At 47.2% G+C, this 15,297-nt stretch carries 17 protein-coding genes and 1 tRNA gene; 4 read left to right on the forward strand and 14 right to left on the reverse strand.

The window, feature by feature from the left end; genetic code table 11:
* The first annotated feature begins 32 nt into the window (after positions 1-32).
* On the forward strand, positions 33-1,913 hold the full coding sequence (gene dsbD / locus E4V70_RS01360; protein WP_122862228.1) for a protein-disulfide reductase DsbD: 1,881 nt from the start codon (positions 33-35) through the stop codon (positions 1,911-1,913).
* Positions 1,914-2,004: 91 nt separating this feature from the next.
* Positions 2,005-2,078: transfer RNA gene (locus E4V70_RS01365), tRNA-Gln, on the forward strand.
* A 159-nt stretch (positions 2,079-2,237) separates the two neighbouring features.
* On the opposite strand, the gene E4V70_RS01370 is transcribed toward E4V70_RS01365, so the two are convergent.
* The 7 genes from E4V70_RS01370 to E4V70_RS01400 all read right to left on the reverse strand — a co-directional run bounded on the left by E4V70_RS01370 (position 2,238) and on the right by E4V70_RS01400 (position 8,168).
* Positions 2,238-2,603, reverse strand: a complete 366-nt coding sequence (locus E4V70_RS01370; RefSeq protein WP_122862227.1) for a nitrous oxide-stimulated promoter family protein — start codon at positions 2,601-2,603, stop codon at positions 2,238-2,240.
* A gap of 46 nt (positions 2,604-2,649) precedes the next feature.
* Positions 2,650-3,369, reverse strand: a complete 720-nt coding sequence (gene kdsB, locus E4V70_RS01375) for a 3-deoxy-manno-octulosonate cytidylyltransferase (protein WP_122862226.1) — start codon at positions 3,367-3,369, stop codon at positions 2,650-2,652.
* Entirely contained in the window at positions 3,366-4,826 is a 1,461-nt protein-coding gene (gene thrC, locus E4V70_RS01380) for a threonine synthase (protein ID WP_122862225.1), read from the reverse strand. Before thrC ends, kdsB begins: the two co-directional genes overlap by 4 nt.
* Positions 4,823-5,125 (reverse strand): divalent-cation tolerance protein CutA, encoded by a 303-nt coding sequence (gene cutA, locus E4V70_RS01385; protein ID WP_122862224.1) that lies wholly within the window; start codon positions 5,123-5,125, stop codon positions 4,823-4,825. The genes thrC and cutA overlap by 4 nt, the downstream gene beginning before the upstream one ends.
* Positions 5,126-5,151: 26 nt before the next feature.
* The gene (locus tag E4V70_RS01390; protein WP_122862223.1) at positions 5,152-6,066 is read right to left on the reverse strand and encodes a tetraacyldisaccharide 4'-kinase; all 915 of its coding nucleotides are present in this window, start codon (positions 6,064-6,066) and stop codon (positions 5,152-5,154) included.
* Positions 6,059-7,195 carry a DegT/DnrJ/EryC1/StrS family aminotransferase gene (locus E4V70_RS01395; protein WP_122862222.1) on the reverse strand — a complete coding sequence of 379 codons (1,137 nt, stop codon included), beginning with the start codon at positions 7,193-7,195 and terminating at the stop codon, positions 6,059-6,061. Before E4V70_RS01395 ends, E4V70_RS01390 begins: the two co-directional genes overlap by 8 nt.
* 217 nt (positions 7,196-7,412) lie before the next feature.
* Entirely contained in the window at positions 7,413-8,168 is a 756-nt protein-coding gene (locus tag E4V70_RS01400) for an NAD+ synthase (protein WP_122862221.1), read from the reverse strand.
* Between the two features lie 118 nt (positions 8,169-8,286).
* Here E4V70_RS01400 and E4V70_RS01405 point away from each other — a divergent pair, with 118 nt between their 5' ends.
* Positions 8,287-8,910 carry an MBL fold metallo-hydrolase gene (locus tag E4V70_RS01405; RefSeq protein ID WP_122862220.1) on the forward strand — a complete coding sequence of 208 codons (624 nt, stop codon included), beginning with the start codon at positions 8,287-8,289 and terminating at the stop codon, positions 8,908-8,910.
* A 201-nt stretch (positions 8,911-9,111) separates the two neighbouring features.
* Here E4V70_RS01405 and E4V70_RS01410 read toward each other — a convergent pair whose 3' ends face one another.
* From E4V70_RS01410 to E4V70_RS01440, 7 genes are read right to left on the reverse strand one after another with little or no spacing between them, the layout of a single operon-like run.
* Positions 9,112-9,648, reverse strand: coding sequence for a PaaI family thioesterase (locus E4V70_RS01410; protein WP_122862219.1), 537 nt, complete (start codon positions 9,646-9,648; stop codon positions 9,112-9,114).
* Positions 9,649-9,659: 11 nt separating this feature from the next.
* Positions 9,660-10,565, reverse strand: coding sequence for a tRNA 5-methoxyuridine(34)/uridine 5-oxyacetic acid(34) synthase CmoB (cmoB, locus tag E4V70_RS01415; protein ID WP_122862218.1), 906 nt, complete (start codon positions 10,563-10,565; stop codon positions 9,660-9,662).
* The gene (locus E4V70_RS01420; protein WP_122862217.1) at positions 10,565-10,744 is read right to left on the reverse strand and encodes a hypothetical protein; all 180 of its coding nucleotides are present in this window, start codon (positions 10,742-10,744) and stop codon (positions 10,565-10,567) included. The genes cmoB and E4V70_RS01420 overlap by 1 nt, the downstream gene beginning before the upstream one ends.
* A complete protein-coding gene (locus E4V70_RS01425) occupies positions 10,741-10,968 on the reverse strand; it encodes a hypothetical protein (protein ID WP_122862216.1) in 228 nt (75 codons plus the stop codon). The genes E4V70_RS01420 and E4V70_RS01425 overlap by 4 nt, the downstream gene beginning before the upstream one ends.
* Positions 10,969-10,971: 3 nt before the next feature.
* Positions 10,972-12,090 (reverse strand): DHH family phosphoesterase, encoded by a 1,119-nt coding sequence (locus tag E4V70_RS01430; protein ID WP_122862215.1) that lies wholly within the window; start codon positions 12,088-12,090, stop codon positions 10,972-10,974.
* Between the two features lie 8 nt (positions 12,091-12,098).
* A complete protein-coding gene (flhA, locus tag E4V70_RS01435; RefSeq protein WP_122862214.1) occupies positions 12,099-14,261 on the reverse strand; it encodes a flagellar biosynthesis protein FlhA in 2,163 nt (720 codons plus the stop codon).
* 3 nt (positions 14,262-14,264) lie between these two features.
* Positions 14,265-14,669, reverse strand: coding sequence for an RrF2 family transcriptional regulator (locus tag E4V70_RS01440; protein WP_002946513.1), 405 nt, complete (start codon positions 14,667-14,669; stop codon positions 14,265-14,267).
* 144 nt (positions 14,670-14,813) lie between these two features.
* Between E4V70_RS01440 and rpsO the strand changes: the two genes are divergently transcribed.
* On the forward strand, positions 14,814-15,086 hold the full coding sequence (gene rpsO, locus E4V70_RS01445; RefSeq protein WP_122863120.1) for a 30S ribosomal protein S15: 273 nt from the start codon (positions 14,814-14,816) through the stop codon (positions 15,084-15,086).
* Positions 15,087-15,297 lie beyond the last annotated feature (211 nt).

A 15,297-nucleotide genomic window follows, 5' to 3' on the forward strand; every position in this document is an offset into this window, starting at 1 on the left:
TGTAAAATACGACAAAAATTTCAAGGAATATTATGATTTTTAGGATGATTTTTACGGCGATTCTGACTTGCTGCGCTATGTTTGCCGAACCGCTTTCGGTCAAAGAAGCCTTCGGCCTCACCGCGCACGCCGACGAGCAAAACGTCGAGTTTAGATTCGCCCCGGCGCCAAATATCCATGTCTATAAAGACAGCCTAGCAGCGAGCCTAGGCGATAAAATTTTAAACTCGCATCTAAACTTCCCAAAAGGCGAAATTTACGACGAACGCGAGGTTTATACGGGTAAATTTAGCCTTTTCGTACCGATAAATTTGCTAAAAGGGCTTAGTGGCGGCGAAAATTTCACTCTAAAGCTCGAATACCAAGGCTGCGCCAAAGACGGCATCTGCTACCAACCGCAAATACTCAAATTTAGCGTCAAAAAGGGTCTTGGCGGCTACTCCGTCGCGCAGATCATAGAGGCCGCCGAGCCTGATTTTGTAAGCTCGCAAGCCCCGCTTTCTGAGCAAGACTCCATCGCCGCAAGCCTTAGCAGCGCAAATTTCCTCCTCTCGCTCGCCACGTTTTTTGGCTACGGGTTGCTACTCTCGCTCACGCCTTGCATCTTTCCGATGATCCCGATCCTATCATCTATCATCGTCTCAAAACAAGCTAGCAGCGCGCATGACGGCAAAAACAGTGCCGTAAATTTAAGTGCGTCAGACGCAAACTCGCACAAATTTGACAGCGACAACCAGCACGCTAAAAATGGCAACAGTAAAAACCCTCGCGCCACGAGCGGCTTTTCCCTCTCTCTTATCTACGTTTTTGCGATGGCGTGCGCCTACGCGGTCGCAGGCGTAGCGGCTAGCGTTTTTGGCTCGGGTGTACAAAGCGCGCTACAAACCCCGGCCGTACTGATCAGCTTTAGCCTCGTTTTCGTCGCGCTCGCGCTTTCGATGTTCGGACTTTACGAGCTTCAGATGCCGCTTGCTATGCAAAATGCGCTTAGCAAAAAAGCCCAAAGCAAAGGCGGCATAATCGGCGTTTTTGCGATGGGATTTTTATCCGCGCTCATCGCTAGCCCCTGCGTCGCCGCGCCTCTTGCGGGCGCGCTGCTTTATATCGCGCAGAGCGGAAACGCGCTGTTTGGCGGGCTTGCGCTCTTTACGATGGGGCTTGGCATGGGCGTGCCGCTACTGCTGATCGGGGCGAGCTCGGGTAAAATTTTGCCGCGACCGGGCGCGTGGATGGATAAAATCAAGACGCTTTTTGGCTTTATCATGCTGATAATGGCGGTTTGGCTGAGCGCACGCGTGCTGGGCGCTATGGCGGAGCTACTACTTTACGGCGTCATCGGCGTGTTTGCTAGTGTATTTTTCGGAGCTTTTGATACGACAAGTAGCGAGCAAAGCGGCGGCAAAAAGCTACTAAAAGGTACGGCGCTGCTAGCCTTTATCTACTCCGTCTTGCTGATCGTAGGCTCGTTTTCGGGCGCAAAATCGGCGCTAAATCCACTCGAGGGCTTTAAAAATACAGGCGGCGCAGGCGTAAATTTGAGTAAAAACGAGCCAAATTTTATCACAGTGTCAAATTTGACAGAGCTAGAAAATGCAATAAAAAGCTCGTCCAAACCTGTACTGATCGACTTTTATGCGACTTGGTGCGCTAGCTGCAACGAGCTTGACGAGATCACATTTAAAGACGAAGCCGTGCTTAATAAGTTAGCAAATTTCACTCTTTTGCGCATAGATGTGACAAAAAATAGTAATGACGATGCGCAGATAATGAGAAAATTCGGACTCATCGGACCGCCTGCAATCCTATTTTTCCGCACCAACAGCGACGCGCAAGATGAGCTAAAAAACGCGCGCCTCATCGGCTTTTATCCGCCCGAAAAATTTTTAGCCCATCTTGAAAAATTCGGGCTGTGAAATTTGCGTGGCGATTTTTGCGGTTTTATTCTTAAAATTTGAGATAATTAAAGCTGATTTAAATTTCGCTCGCTATAATTTCGCCTATCGTTACCCTGTAGTTTAGTGGTAGAACTGCTGACTCTGGATCAGCTAACAGAGGTTCGAATCCTTTCAGGGTAACCATCTAATCCTTTTAAATCCCCAAAATACGGTACTATTGATTTTTGTTAAAACTATACCACCAACGCTCTATTACGCCACCGGTTGGCATAGTTAGGTGATTGCAGTATTAAAGCTTGGCATGGTAGAATTGTCTATCAAACTTTAAGCCTCTCGTCGACCCTACTCCGCCGTTTTTGAAAAGGTAAATATCTTTTTAAGTTTTACAAGCCCGAGCTTCACGCCGCTATACCTCATTATCTTTGCCATCTGCGTCCATCTAGGCTTTTCATAGCACGGATGCGGACACTTGCGGCAGCTTGGCTTAACATCGTGCGAACAGGCCAAAAGCCGCTCGTGAGCGTAGAAAAACAGCTGTTCACACTCGGTGCAAAGCTGCGTTCGTACGCTATTATTTAAATTTTCGCCCTTATATGTTAGCTCCAAATCTATCTCTCGCTTCGGCTCTAGTGCGTGTTTATCAGTGCAATAAGTCTGCAAAAATTTCGCCAAAGTCGTGACCTGTTCGGTAAATTTCTCATTCGTCATGCATTTTTCCTTTGGGCAAATTTACCAAATTTCTGGGGTTTCGGCGTTAATCTAACTCAATGCCAAATTTCGCTCGCGCCCTTTGCAGATCCTCCTCGCAGTCGATACCGATGCTGTCGCTTTGCACTTCGAGCATGAGGATTTTCTCGCCGTTTGATAGAGCGCGCAGTTGCTCGAGCTTTTCGGTATTTTCGAGAGTCGACGGCGCAAATGAGCAAAATCTTTTTAAATTTACCGCGCCGTAGCCGTAGATGCCCAGATGCGCCTTGTATGCGTCAAACGGTGTGCGGTCAAACGGGATGCGCGAGCGCGAGAAATAAAGCGCGTAGCCAGCGTCGTCGGTCACTACTTTGACCAGGTTTTTATCGTCCGCTAGCTCGCCGCCGACAAATTTAAAACACGAAAACATAAATGCTCTCTCCGCGTTTTTCTCGCAAAATTCTCTAAATTTTACGATATTTTCAGGCTCGATAAAGGGCTCATCGGCCTGCACGTTTATGATGATTTCGCTATCTTTGACGCCGAGTATTCCCGCTGCTTCGTTGATACGGTCGGTTCCGCTTTGATGCGCCTGGCTCGTCATCACGGCTTTAAAGCCGAATTTTTGCGCGATCTCCGCCACGCCCTCGTCGTCTGCAGCGATCACGACCTCGTCAGCCGCGCTCACCCTGCGCGCTGTAGCGACAAACATCGGTACGCCGTTTATTTCGCGTAAAATTTTATTAGGCATTCGCGTCGAGGCAAGCCTTGCAGGGATGATGATCATCGCTCGATCCAAGCTAAAATTTTAGCTTCTATATCGCTTTTTGCGGCGATTTCGTTGTGTACGGCGGCTTTTGCAAATAGCGATCTTATCGCGACGGGCACTTCGTCGTTAAACTCTGCCGCCAAGGCCTCGAGCCCGCTTTTTTCGTCTTTTAGAGTTTCGTTTTTTAGCGCCTTAAACATACTCGGAGCAAATTTGACCCAGTGCGCGGTCGACGTTATCACGGCCTGGCGCATTAAATTTGCTGCTACTTTAAAGCACGTAGCCGTATGCGGATCGACTGCGACGTCTTTTGCCGCCCACTCTTTTATAAATTTCTCGCACTCCTCGTCGCTACAGAAATCAGCGTCAAAGTCCTCTTTTAGCGCGTTTAGTTCGCTGCTTGAAAGCTCGTAAAAACCATCGCTCGCGAGTTTGTCCATCAGCTCTTTGGTTCTCACGGCGCCGAATTTATCAAAAAGCAACCTCTCGACGTTTGATGAGACCAGGATATCCATCGCAGGGCTGATCGTCTTAACCAAACTTTTGCCGCGCAGATCGTATCGCCCCTGCGTAAAAAACTCGGTCAGGATGTTGTTTGCGTTTGAGACGATTTTGATTTTGCCGATTTTCGCGCCCATTTTTTTGGCGTAGTATGCGCCTAGTGCGTTGCCGAAGTTGCCGCTAGGCACGACGATGTCAAACTCGCCCTTTAGCTCGCCCGTTTTTAGCAGATAAACGTAGGCATAAACGTGATAGATGATCTGAAATAAAATTCGGCCGAAATTTACCGAATTTGCCGCCGAGAGCGATAGTCCGGCAGCGCTTAGGCGCTCTTTAAATTTCTCGCTAGCCAGCAGGCTTTTTAGCGCGCGCTGCGCATCGTCGAAGTTGCCCTCGATGCCGATTACTTTGAGGTTTTCGGCGTCAGCGTTTATCATTTGTAGGCGCTGTACCTCGCTCGTGCCGTCTTTTGGGTAGAGGCAGACGACTTTGACGCCCGGCGCGTTCGCGAATGTCTCTAGCGTCGCAGGTCCCGTGTCGCCGCTAGTCGCGCACATTATGAGGTATTTTTCGCCTCTTTTTGCGGCCAGCTCGCTAAGTAGCGCGCCAAACGGCTGTAGCGCCATATCCTTAAACGCGCGGGTAGGCCCGTGATAAAGCTCGTTTATGTAGAGGTTTTCGCCGATTTTTCGCACCTGCACGGGATTTTGCGGATCGTCAAATCTCTCGTACCGCTTCACCGCCCGCTCAAACATCGCCGCATCCGCGTCAAATCCAAATTTCTCTATGATCTTTAGAGCGATTTGCGCGTATGTTAAATTTACCGCCTCTGCAAAGAAATTTGCGTCCAGCTGCGGTAGCTGCGTCGGTGCGTATAGCCCGCCGTGAGCGGAGCTGGGGCTCAGTAGCGCCTGGATAAATTCCACACTTTTTAGGCTCTCGCCCTCGCTTGCTCTAGTTTGAAATAGCTTCATTTACTTTCCTTTTTTATCCATTTTTTGTATTTTTTGCTAGCTTTATCCGCCTTAAAAGCGACTATCTCAGGCAGATCGTAGTCGTGATGTTTCGCGATAAATTTAGCGACTTTTTTAAATTTGACCGCGGTTTTTACGAGCAAAACCCGCTCCTTTTCATCCTTTATCTCGCCGTCCCAAAAATAAACGCTATTTGCCTTAAAAACGCTGATGCAAGCGGCAAATTTAGCTTTTACGAGCTTTTTGGCTAGAGTTTTAGCCGCGGCCTTATCGGCGCAAGAAGTTAGTACGAATTTCATTAAAGCGTCCTAAAATTTTTAGGAGATTATAGAATTTTCTCTTTGATAATTCGTTTAAATTTATCCGCCAGCGTCGTTTTTAGCGCGATAACGGAGAGCGGCAGGCCAAACTCCTCCATCTTTACGGCATCTTTTCGCGTAACCAAAAGGGAGGTCGCGCCGTAGCGGGTTAGGATTTCTACCAGCTCATCCCGCGAAAACGCGTAGTGATCGGGATATATCTCGCACCCGATGCAAAGGCTAAAATAAGGCTCCAGGCGCTGCGGATTTGCGATAGCGGTGACCAAAACCATCTTTGGAGTCGGGTTTAAAATTTCGCTTGTGCGAGTAAAATCCTCGCCCTCTTTTACGACGTAGTCGGCTTTGGCGTAAAATTTGCTCGGGTAGCGATACGCGCCGCTAGGTAGGACGAAATCAAAATAAGGCTTTGAGGACGGGCGGATTAGGACGTTAAATTTTTTGATGTGAAATTTGCCAAAGCCATCATCGAGCAACACGTACTTTGTGCCTAAATTTAGGGCTTCTTTTATCGCGACGTCGCGGTTTTCGCTCACGATGACGTTTGCGTTTTTTACGCTTTTTGCGTACTCCATCGCCTCGTCGCCGCTAGCCGTGACGCCTACCAAAATTTCGCCCGAGATCGCGACCTTGACGAGGCCGCTTGAAGCTCTGCCGTAGCCTCGCAAAATAACGCAACCGCCCTCAAATTCGTTTAAGATAGCAATACCAAGCGGCGTCTTTCCGCTACCGCCTAGGGTTAAATTCCCGATGCTGATAATCGGGATGCCAAAATCTAAAGCTTTGCTAAATTTCGCCTTTAAAATCACGCCCGCGCAGTAAAGCACGCTCAAGGGCAAAAGCGCTATAGCTAGGCACTTTTGCCACAGATTCGGAGCGTAAAAATACTCCTGCGCGAAGGCGTAAATTTTCCTTTTAAACACGCGTTTTGGCTATCTCTCGCACGCTCTCGCAGATATAGGCGACCTCTTCGTCGCTAAGCGCGTTATAAACCGGCAGCGAAAGCACCTGCTGATATGTTTTTAGCGCATTCGGGAAGGAATTTACCTTAAGCCCGTATTTGCTTTTATAGTAGCTCAAAAGGTGCATCGGCTTATAGTGAAGCGCCGTGTGGATGCCGCGTTCTAGCAGCTCTTTAGCGAACCCGTCGCGGTTTTTATCGATCTTGATGATGTACTGGATGTAGACGTGATCGCGCTTTTTGATCGGTAGCGAGACGTGCGGGCAGTCTGCGAGCTCTTTGTCGTAGATAGCTGCGATCTGTCTGCGTCGAGCGATAAATTTATCCGTTTTTTCAAACTGAGCCACCGCATACGCCGCGCAAAGCCCGGTGAGGTCATACTTCACGCCGATATCGACGACGTCGTAGACGTAGCCTAGGTTGCCGTCTTTATCTATGCCGCCTTTTATGATCGCGTGGTTTCGTAGCAACCTAGCGCGCTCGGCGACCGCGTCGTCGTCGGTCAGCATAAAGCCGGCCGTCGCGATCGGGTTAGTTAGCTGCGAATGCACGTTAAAGCAAGAGATGAGCGAGCGGCTATCGGAGCCGATTTTAACTCCGTTATAGGTTAAACCGATGGACTTGCCCGCATCGTCTAGTACCTTTACGTCGTACTCCTGTGCGATAGCGTAAATTTCGTCCATATCAGAAGCCTGTCCCGCGACGTGGTTTACGAATATACCTTTTAGTTTTTTGTGATTGTGCACTTTTAGGGTATTTCGTAGCGACTCGGCATTCATATTAAAGTCGTCTTCGTTGATGTCGACGAATATCGGCTCGGCATCAAAGTGCCTGATCGCCTGCGCCACGCTCGGAGTGGAGTTTACCGAGCAGATGATCTTGTCGCCGCGTTTTAGATCCATCGAGCAAAGCGCCAAATGGTGGGCGGCGCTGTTGTTGTTTGTAGTGATGGCGTGCTTTACGCCAAAATACTCCGTAAGCTCGGACTCCAGCCTCTCCACGATCACCGATCCGTGGTCTTTTAGAGCCTCTTTGATGAGCGTGGTTTCGGCCTCGTCGATGGACGGTCGATAAAACGCTATCTCTTCCATTGTGCCTCCTTGTTTTTTATTTTTATCTTACCTTGAATTACGTTTCTTTTTTAAATTTGCTTTTGCGCCGATATTTGGACGGCTTTTATCTATATTTTAGCCAAGCTTGCCTCTGCTGCTTTTAGCAAACCTATCGCGACTTTGCCGTCAAATTTCGCCCTTTTCCCACAAAACCTCAGCTAAATTTATTGCCGTAGCAGTAAATTTAGCTCAAATTTTACTCGCCGTCCAAGCTAGCAACGGGCGGCAACGAGAGTTTAAATTTATTCGCTCTCATCCTTGAAAATATAGTCGCGACGAGTTTTGGATCAAATTCTTGCGCCAACTCGTCCTCGCTTTTGCTCTGAGCTAGACGCAAGACCTCATCTAGCCGCTCGTAGCTATAGCCTATGTCGGCCTCGTCGCTTTGCCCTTCCCAAAGGTCGGCGGACGGGGCTTTTGCGATGATTTTTTCATCGATGCCAAGCTCTTTAGCCAGCTCGTAAATTTCAGTCTTAAAGAGCTCGCCGATCGGATTTAGCGCGCACGCCATATCGCCGTAGATCGTGCCGTATCCAAGAAGGCGCTCGCTTTTGTTGCTAGTACCCACGACTAGCGCGTTTATCTTTGCCGAATAATCATATAGTAGGCACATCCTCGCCCTTGCGCTTAGATTTCCCATGCGCAAATTTGACGGCGGCTCGCCGATTTGCGCGGTAAAGCTATCTAAAATCGGCTGGATTTCGATGATTTTATGCGTTATTTTTAGATCTTCGCAAAGCTTTAGCGCGTCGTTTAAATTTCGCTCGTTCGAGTACTTCGTCGGCATCAAAAGCGCATGCGTTTCAATGCCCGTGCGTGCGCAAAGAGCGGCTACGACGGCAGAGTCTATGCCGCCGCTAACGCCCAGGACAAATCCTTTTGCGCCGCTTTTTTCGAGGTAACTCGCCAAAAACTCGGTTAGCTTCAGGCTGATCTGCGAATAATTTTTCATAACGATTATCACCGATAAATTTAAATTCCAAAATATTATACAATTTTTTTATAAAATTTAACTTTTAAGCTTAAAAAATATACAATTTATTTTAATTAAATTTTATAAAAGGACAAAGGTGAAAATTTTTTCAAAACCATGCGGAGATTATCAAACCAACTGCTACGTAGTATCCAAAAACGGGCGCGAGATTATTATTGATCCAGGTCAAGATTCATATGACTTTGTCGTAAAAAATTCACACGCGCCGCTCACTATTTTAAACACTCACGGACACTCCGATCACGTTCTTGACAATGTTAGCTTAAAAAATTTTTTTAATATCCCGGTATATATCCATAATAGCGATAATTTCATGCTTCACGAAGACCTTTGGGATGCCGGACAGCAGCCGATGTATGATGCGATCTGCGTAGGCGGAGCGAAATTTGAGGACGTTAAATTTAACATAGAAGACTTTGAGATCGAGTTTATGCACTTTCCCGGACATACGCCGGGATGCTGTATGGTACGCGTGGACGACGTGATCTTTAGCGGAGATTTTTTGTTTAGGGGCTCGATCGGACGCTATGATTTTCCGTTTTCAAACGCCGAGGATATGCGCCAAAGCTTGCTAAAATGCAAAAAAATACAGGGAGATTTTATACTACATCCTGGTCACGGCGAAAAAACGACACTAAAAGCCGAACGGGCGAATTTGGACTTTTGGATAGATATGATAGGCAAAGAGATGAGATTTTAACGGGTCAAATTTGATCTTTTAAAATTTCAAAATAACCGCGCCAAATTTTAAAAGGCAAATTTGACGGCGGCAGATTTGGCGTTAAATTTATGCAGGTTTTGCCAAAATGCCGTCCAAAAATACGGTGCAAAATAAAATTAAAAAGCAAAAGCGGCGCCAAATTTACCGCGCCGTCAGGTATGCTTTTAAATTTGAGCGATTTTACGCATTTTGCTTCGCCTCTTCTTTGCGTTTTTCTTCGTTTCGTCTTTGCGCGGCTTGTTTTTGCAGGTTGGTTTTGTAAATTTTAAAGATATGATCCTCTAAAATCACAACCTGAAAAGTCCCCTCAAACACCTTTATATCGTTTGTTTTGCCAGTTACTCGCACCTCGCGCTTCTTGCTCTCGTTAAAGTGCGAGCGCGCATCGAATTCGATCGCTTCGTTTAGCTTGGTCGGGGCAAAAAAATGTATCTTAGCCCCGATAACGACGCTAAAAGTCTCATTGACCGCCGCCATCGCCGCGTAGCTAGCCGCAGAGAAAACAAACCCGCTGTGTATAAGCCCCTCACTATCGGCAACCATGTCGCTCGTGGCGAAAAAACGCGTTTTAGCGTGATTTGGCTCGAGCTGCGTCACAGTACCGCTTAGGCCGATTTTTATATTCGGCGAGGTTTTTAGTTCGTTGCGAAACGGATTTTCGTCCTCGGGCAGAACAACCCCGTCGCTACTGTTGTCGTCGTAGATATTTTCGTCCATTTTTCACCTTTTTATACGCTTAGTTTTAGATAGACCCGTTTTGGCGCGGGATAGCCCTCGACCGTGCGCGTAGGGTCTGCAGGATCGAGGAAATCGCCCAAGCTCTGCCCCAAGATCCACTCTGTTTTTCGCTGCTCGTGCGCGTCCGTCGGCTTTGTAGCTAAAATTTGCGCATCTTTAAAATTCGCCCTCTCGCACCAGTTTAAAAGCGCGCCAACGGTCGGCACGAAGTAGATATTCGGTATCTTTGAGTAGGTATTTTTAGGGCTCAGGGCAAAATCGCCTTCCATATCAAGATACATCGTATCCAAAAAGAGCTCGCCGCCCGCATTTAGCGCGCCTTTTAGCTCTTTTAGCGTACGCACCGGATCGCTTCTGTGATAGAGCACGCCAAGACAAAATAGCGCGTCAAATTTGACGCCGTAGTGCGGCAGATGCTCCACGCCCAGCAGCTCATACTCTATACCCGAGCGCGCGAACGCATCGATAAATTTAAACTGCAAAAAGCTCATCACTCCGGGATCAAAACCGATTAGTTTTTTGGGGCGCTGGGGCAACATACGAAAGAGATAGTAGCCGTTGTTGCAGCCGATATCGCCCACGACTTTTTCCGCTAGATCCATGTGCGGTGCGAGTAGGTTAAATTTAACAAAACTCCTCCACTCGCTATCTATCAAGATATCGTCTATCTTAAACGGTCCCTTGCGCCACGAGCGTAAATTTAGCACCGTTTGCAGCGTCTCTTCGCGCTGGACGGGGTTTAAATTTGCATTTATCTCGACTATATCGTCAAATTTGAGCTCAAATTCGCGATCCTTAAATTTAGCCGCCAGCTCCTCTACCTCCCGCATCAAAGGCGCGTAGGTTTTGCCCGCCAGCTCCCTAGCCTTAGCCGCTCTAGCCGCTTCTAAGCTCATTACTCCGTCCAGTCGATGATGTTTTTAGGGCACTCTTTGTGATAGACGCCCGTCGCGTCGTAGTACTCCTTGCACTCGTTGTAGTACTTCGTCGTCACGCCGCGGTCGTTTAAAAACACGCAACCGCCAAGCATCGCCGCCAGAGCCGATAAAAGTAAAATTTGCGCTAGAGTTTTCATTTGAAAAATTTAGCGTGCTTTTTCTTCATGTATTCGACGACTTCGAGCACCTCGTCCACGCCCTCGGCATCCGAGTTTTCCAGCGCGTCGTCGATGCACTCGATGTAGGTCTCGGCAGCGTCCTCGAGCCTATCTTTTTTCACGCCGGCATAATACAGCATCGCCTCTAGCATCATCGAAAGCTCGTAGCTTAGCTCGTCTACGGTAGGTTCTATTTCTTTCATTTTCTATCCTTGTAAAATCGTTTTTTTGGTTATCAGATCGGTTATCTGCGCTTTTACGTTCTCATAGCTAAAGCTATCCTTAAAGCCCGCAAAAAGCCCACCGCTAGCATTCACGTGTCCGCCGCCGCCGACTAAATTTTTAGCCATTAAGCTCACGTCCGCCTTGCCGTTGGCGCGAAAGCTCAGCGTCTTTTTGCTCGTAACATCGATAAAAAAATCAATATCGGGGTTCGCGACTAAAAAATCATTACCGATAACCGAGGTGTTGCCGATATTGTAGGTCAAAATGCCGTTAAGATCGTTATATTTTATGCTAAATTTCTCTTTTTCCTCGCTTAGTTTTTTTACGACGAAGGCTGAAATCAGATTGCTTAGCGTATCGTTTTTATCCTTTTTAAAAAAGTCCTTTTTAAATCCGAAAATCGCCTCGTCAAGCCCGACGTAGTCGTCTCCCGCGTCAAAAAACTCCCGTGCTCGTTTGATTAGATAAAAAAGATATCGCGAGTTTTCTGCCTCAAACATCGTTTTATTTATCTCTTTTGCGTTTGCGACGAGTCCGAGTCCGACCTTGCCCATTTCAAAATTTACGTCGTCTTTTAGCCAGATATCAACCGCATTTACGACGTCGCTAAAGTGATTTAGGCTAGCATCGATCCCGTAAATTTTAGCGAAAAAATCATGCGTGATCTTAGTCGCGCACCTTGAGCTATCTAAAAAATACCAGCTAAATTTGCTCGCGCATTCGGCTCCGCTTTGGTGGTGATCGAGAAGTAAAATTTTAGCGTTTTTATTTGCGAGCGCCTTTTCGTAGGCTTCGCACTGCTCCACGGTCAAATTTAGATCCGTTATCAGGATAAGCGCTTTTTCATCGCTTTTAGCCACTTCGCCCTCGCCGCAATTTTCGGACGCGTTTTGCGAGTTACCATTTTGCTCGCCGCTTAAATTTGACTGCGTCTGGGCTATGCTTTTATCCGAAATTTGAGCCAAAATTTGATCAAATTTCTCATCAATCTCCTTGCCGTAGTTTGAGTTATAAAATTTAACGTTTTTAAAATAGTGATTCGTTATTACCTGCGCGCCGTATCCGTCCAGATCAGTGTGCGAGAGGTGATGGATGGTCATTTTATTCCTTACAAATTTGATATTTCTATCGTGCCTAGCGTCTCAAATGGCGTATTTGCCGCAACTTCGGCAAAGCTAAGCACCGTGATATCTATGGCGAAATTCGCGCAGATATCGGCGATAAATTTACGCAAGCTAGGCTCCACGCAAAGTATCATCGAGCCGTACTCAGAGATCGGCCGCTTCGCCCTCGCCTCGCGCAGAGCCTGCACGATCGCCGACGTCTGCGAGACGTTTATCATCAGGTGATACGCGCCGTCTTTATACTGCACGGCGTCGATCAGCTTTTGCTGCGCGGCGGGCTCCATCACGTAAAAATTTAACCGCCCGCCCTCATCGACGTAAAGCGAAGTGATAGCGCGAGCAAGCGCGGTGCGGACGTGCTCGACGATCATATCGAGGTTCTTGCTAACCTCGGCGATGTCGCTTAGCGCCTCTAGGATGCTTAGCATATCTTTTATCGGGATGTGGTCTTTTAACAGCGCTTTTAGCACCTTTTGGATCACTCCGATAGGCGCGATGCGCAGCGTATCCTCGACGATGACGGGGTATTCCGATTTTAGCTTGTCGAGCAAATTTTGCGTCTCTTGGCGAGTTAACAGCTCGGCGGCGTTTTGCTTTATCAGCTCGCTCATATGCGTGGAGATGACGCTCGCGGGATCTACGATCGTGTAGCCGCTTAGTATCGCGTCCTCCTTCACGCTCGCATCGATCCATAGCGCGTCTAGGCCAAACGCTGGCTCTTTAGTCGGGATACCTTCGATGTTGTCGCTAACTAGTCCGCTATCCATCGCGAGGAATTTATCCGCGTAAATTTCCCCCTGCCCGATCACGACGCCTTTTAGCTTAAAGCGGTATTCGTTGGGCGGTAGTTGGAGGTTGTCGCGGATACGGATCTTTGGCATCAAAAAACCAAGCTGTGCCGCGATATTTCGGCGCATCGCTCGTATGCGCTCGATGAGATCGGTCTCGGCGATCTTTAGAAGGCCGTAACCCAGATCAAGCTCTAAAATTTCAAGCTTTAAGATATCATTTATCTTAGCTTCCTCTTCGCGAGCGATCTCTTCTTCGCTTTTTTTAGGAGGTTTTGGTGCGGCCTGCCCTTCTTCTTCGCCTTGAGCAGAGCTTGCGCTTTGGGCCTTGGCGGTCAAATTTATCTTGCCCTCTTTTACCTCTTTCATTATAAAACCCATACTTAAAAACAGAAGCGAGATAAATCCGAGAGATAGCGTCGGAAGCCCGGGAACTAGAGCAAAGATAAATAGTATAAAGCCTACTATTAGAAGCGTTTTATATTCGCCTAGTAGCTGCGTTAGCGAGCCTTCGGCGAAATTTTCATCATCCTTGCTAGCTCGAGTGATGATAATCGCCGTAGCCGTCGACGTGATGAGGCCAGGTATCTGGCTCACTAAGCCGTCGCCGATCGTTAGGATCGTGTAGTTTTGCGCCGAAGTAGCCATATCTAGGCCGTACTGAAACGAGCCGATAAGAAAGCCGCCGACGATGTTTATGATAGTGATGATGATGCCCGCGACAGCATCGCCTTTTATAAATTTAGACGAACCATCCATCGCTCCGTAAAAATTCGCCTCGCTGATGATAGCTTCGCGGCGCTCTCTAGCGGTCTTTTCGTCGATTAGACCAGCGTTTAGGTCGGCGTCTATCGCCATTTGCTTACCCGGCATCGCATCGAGCGTAAATCTCGCCTGCACCTCGCTCACGCGCGTCGAACCTTTTGTAACGACCATGAAATTTATAAGAACTAGGATTGTAAAGACGATCACGCCGATGACGTAGTTGCCGCCTACGACGAACTGTCCGAAGCTCGAGATTATCTCGCTCACGGCATCGGGACCGTTGTGTCCTTCGCTCAAAATCATACGCGTGGTGGCTATGTTTAGCGAGAGTCTAAAAAGCGTGATGATGAGAATAAGCGTTGGAAACGTACTAAGGTCGGTAGGCTTTGGCACATAAACGGCGATCAGGATGATAAGCACCGAGATAGAGATGGAAAGCGCAAGAAAAAAGTCCAAAACCGCACTAGGAAGCGGCACGATGATGATCGCAAGGATGGCGATTATGACGCCGACGATCGTGAGCCCCTTAAACCTGACGACAGGCTCTAAAAACGGTGCGACCAGAGTTAGGATATTGCGCTTTTGTTTTGCCAAAATTTACTTCTTGATTATATTTGCTAACGTAATCGTATCTAAAAAATCGTCAATTTTAGACTGAAGCGCGCTAAACATCGGCCAAATTTGACACATTCCGCCCTTGCTGGAGGCACAGCTATCAGCCGAGATAGAGCACTCAAATACCGCCATTTTACGCTTTTCTGCGCTTTCGATTATCCTTTTTATGCTGATTTCTTCAGGTTTTTGCGCGAGCATAAATCCGCCGTTTGCGCCCTTAAACGAAACCAAAATGCCCTCTCTAGCTAAATTTTGCAAAATTTTGGCCAAAAAGCTTTTTGATATCTCAAGCTCGCCCGACATCGTATCGACGTCCGAGGGAGCGTCTTTTTGCGCTATGTAAATCAGCGAAAGCAGCGCGTATTCGCTTGCTTTTGTCAAAAGCATAAATTCCCCTTAAATTTTTTGCGGATATTTTATTAAATTTTATCTGCAAATTTGATTAAATCAATATTTTTTAAAACAGGCGCCGCATTTTTTGATTTTTATGATATAATCGCCTTTTTTAATCTCACCAATCAGGAGGTCATTATGGCTTTGGATTCGGCTAAAAAAGCAGAAATTGTTGCGAAATTCGCTAGAAAAGAGAAAGATACAGGTTCTCCGGAAGTTCAGATCGCATTGCTAACAGCAAGGGTCGAGGAGCTAACCGAGCACCTAAAAATCTACAAAAAAGATCACTCGTCTCGCCTCGGACTACTTAAAATAGTCGGCCGCAGAAAACGCTTGATGAAATATCTAAAAGCTAAAGATTACGCAGCTTACACAAAAGTTATCACTGAGCTAAATCTCAGAGATAAATAATCCTAAGCCCCAAATTCGGGGCTTTTCTTTCAAATTTTACTTCTTAATTTATTTTCAAAATTTAGCACATCAAATTTTAGATTCCTAAAAATTGAGCAAAAACCAAATTTACCATTCTCTTACATTAAATAGATTTAAATTTTCCCGCATACCGCTCATTTCACCCAAATTTTACCCTTCCGACATTGAGCCAGTTACACTCAGTTTACCT

Source organism: Campylobacter showae (assembly GCF_900699785.1).
Lineage (GTDB): Bacteria > Campylobacterota > Campylobacteria > Campylobacterales > Campylobacteraceae > Campylobacter_A > Campylobacter_A showae_D.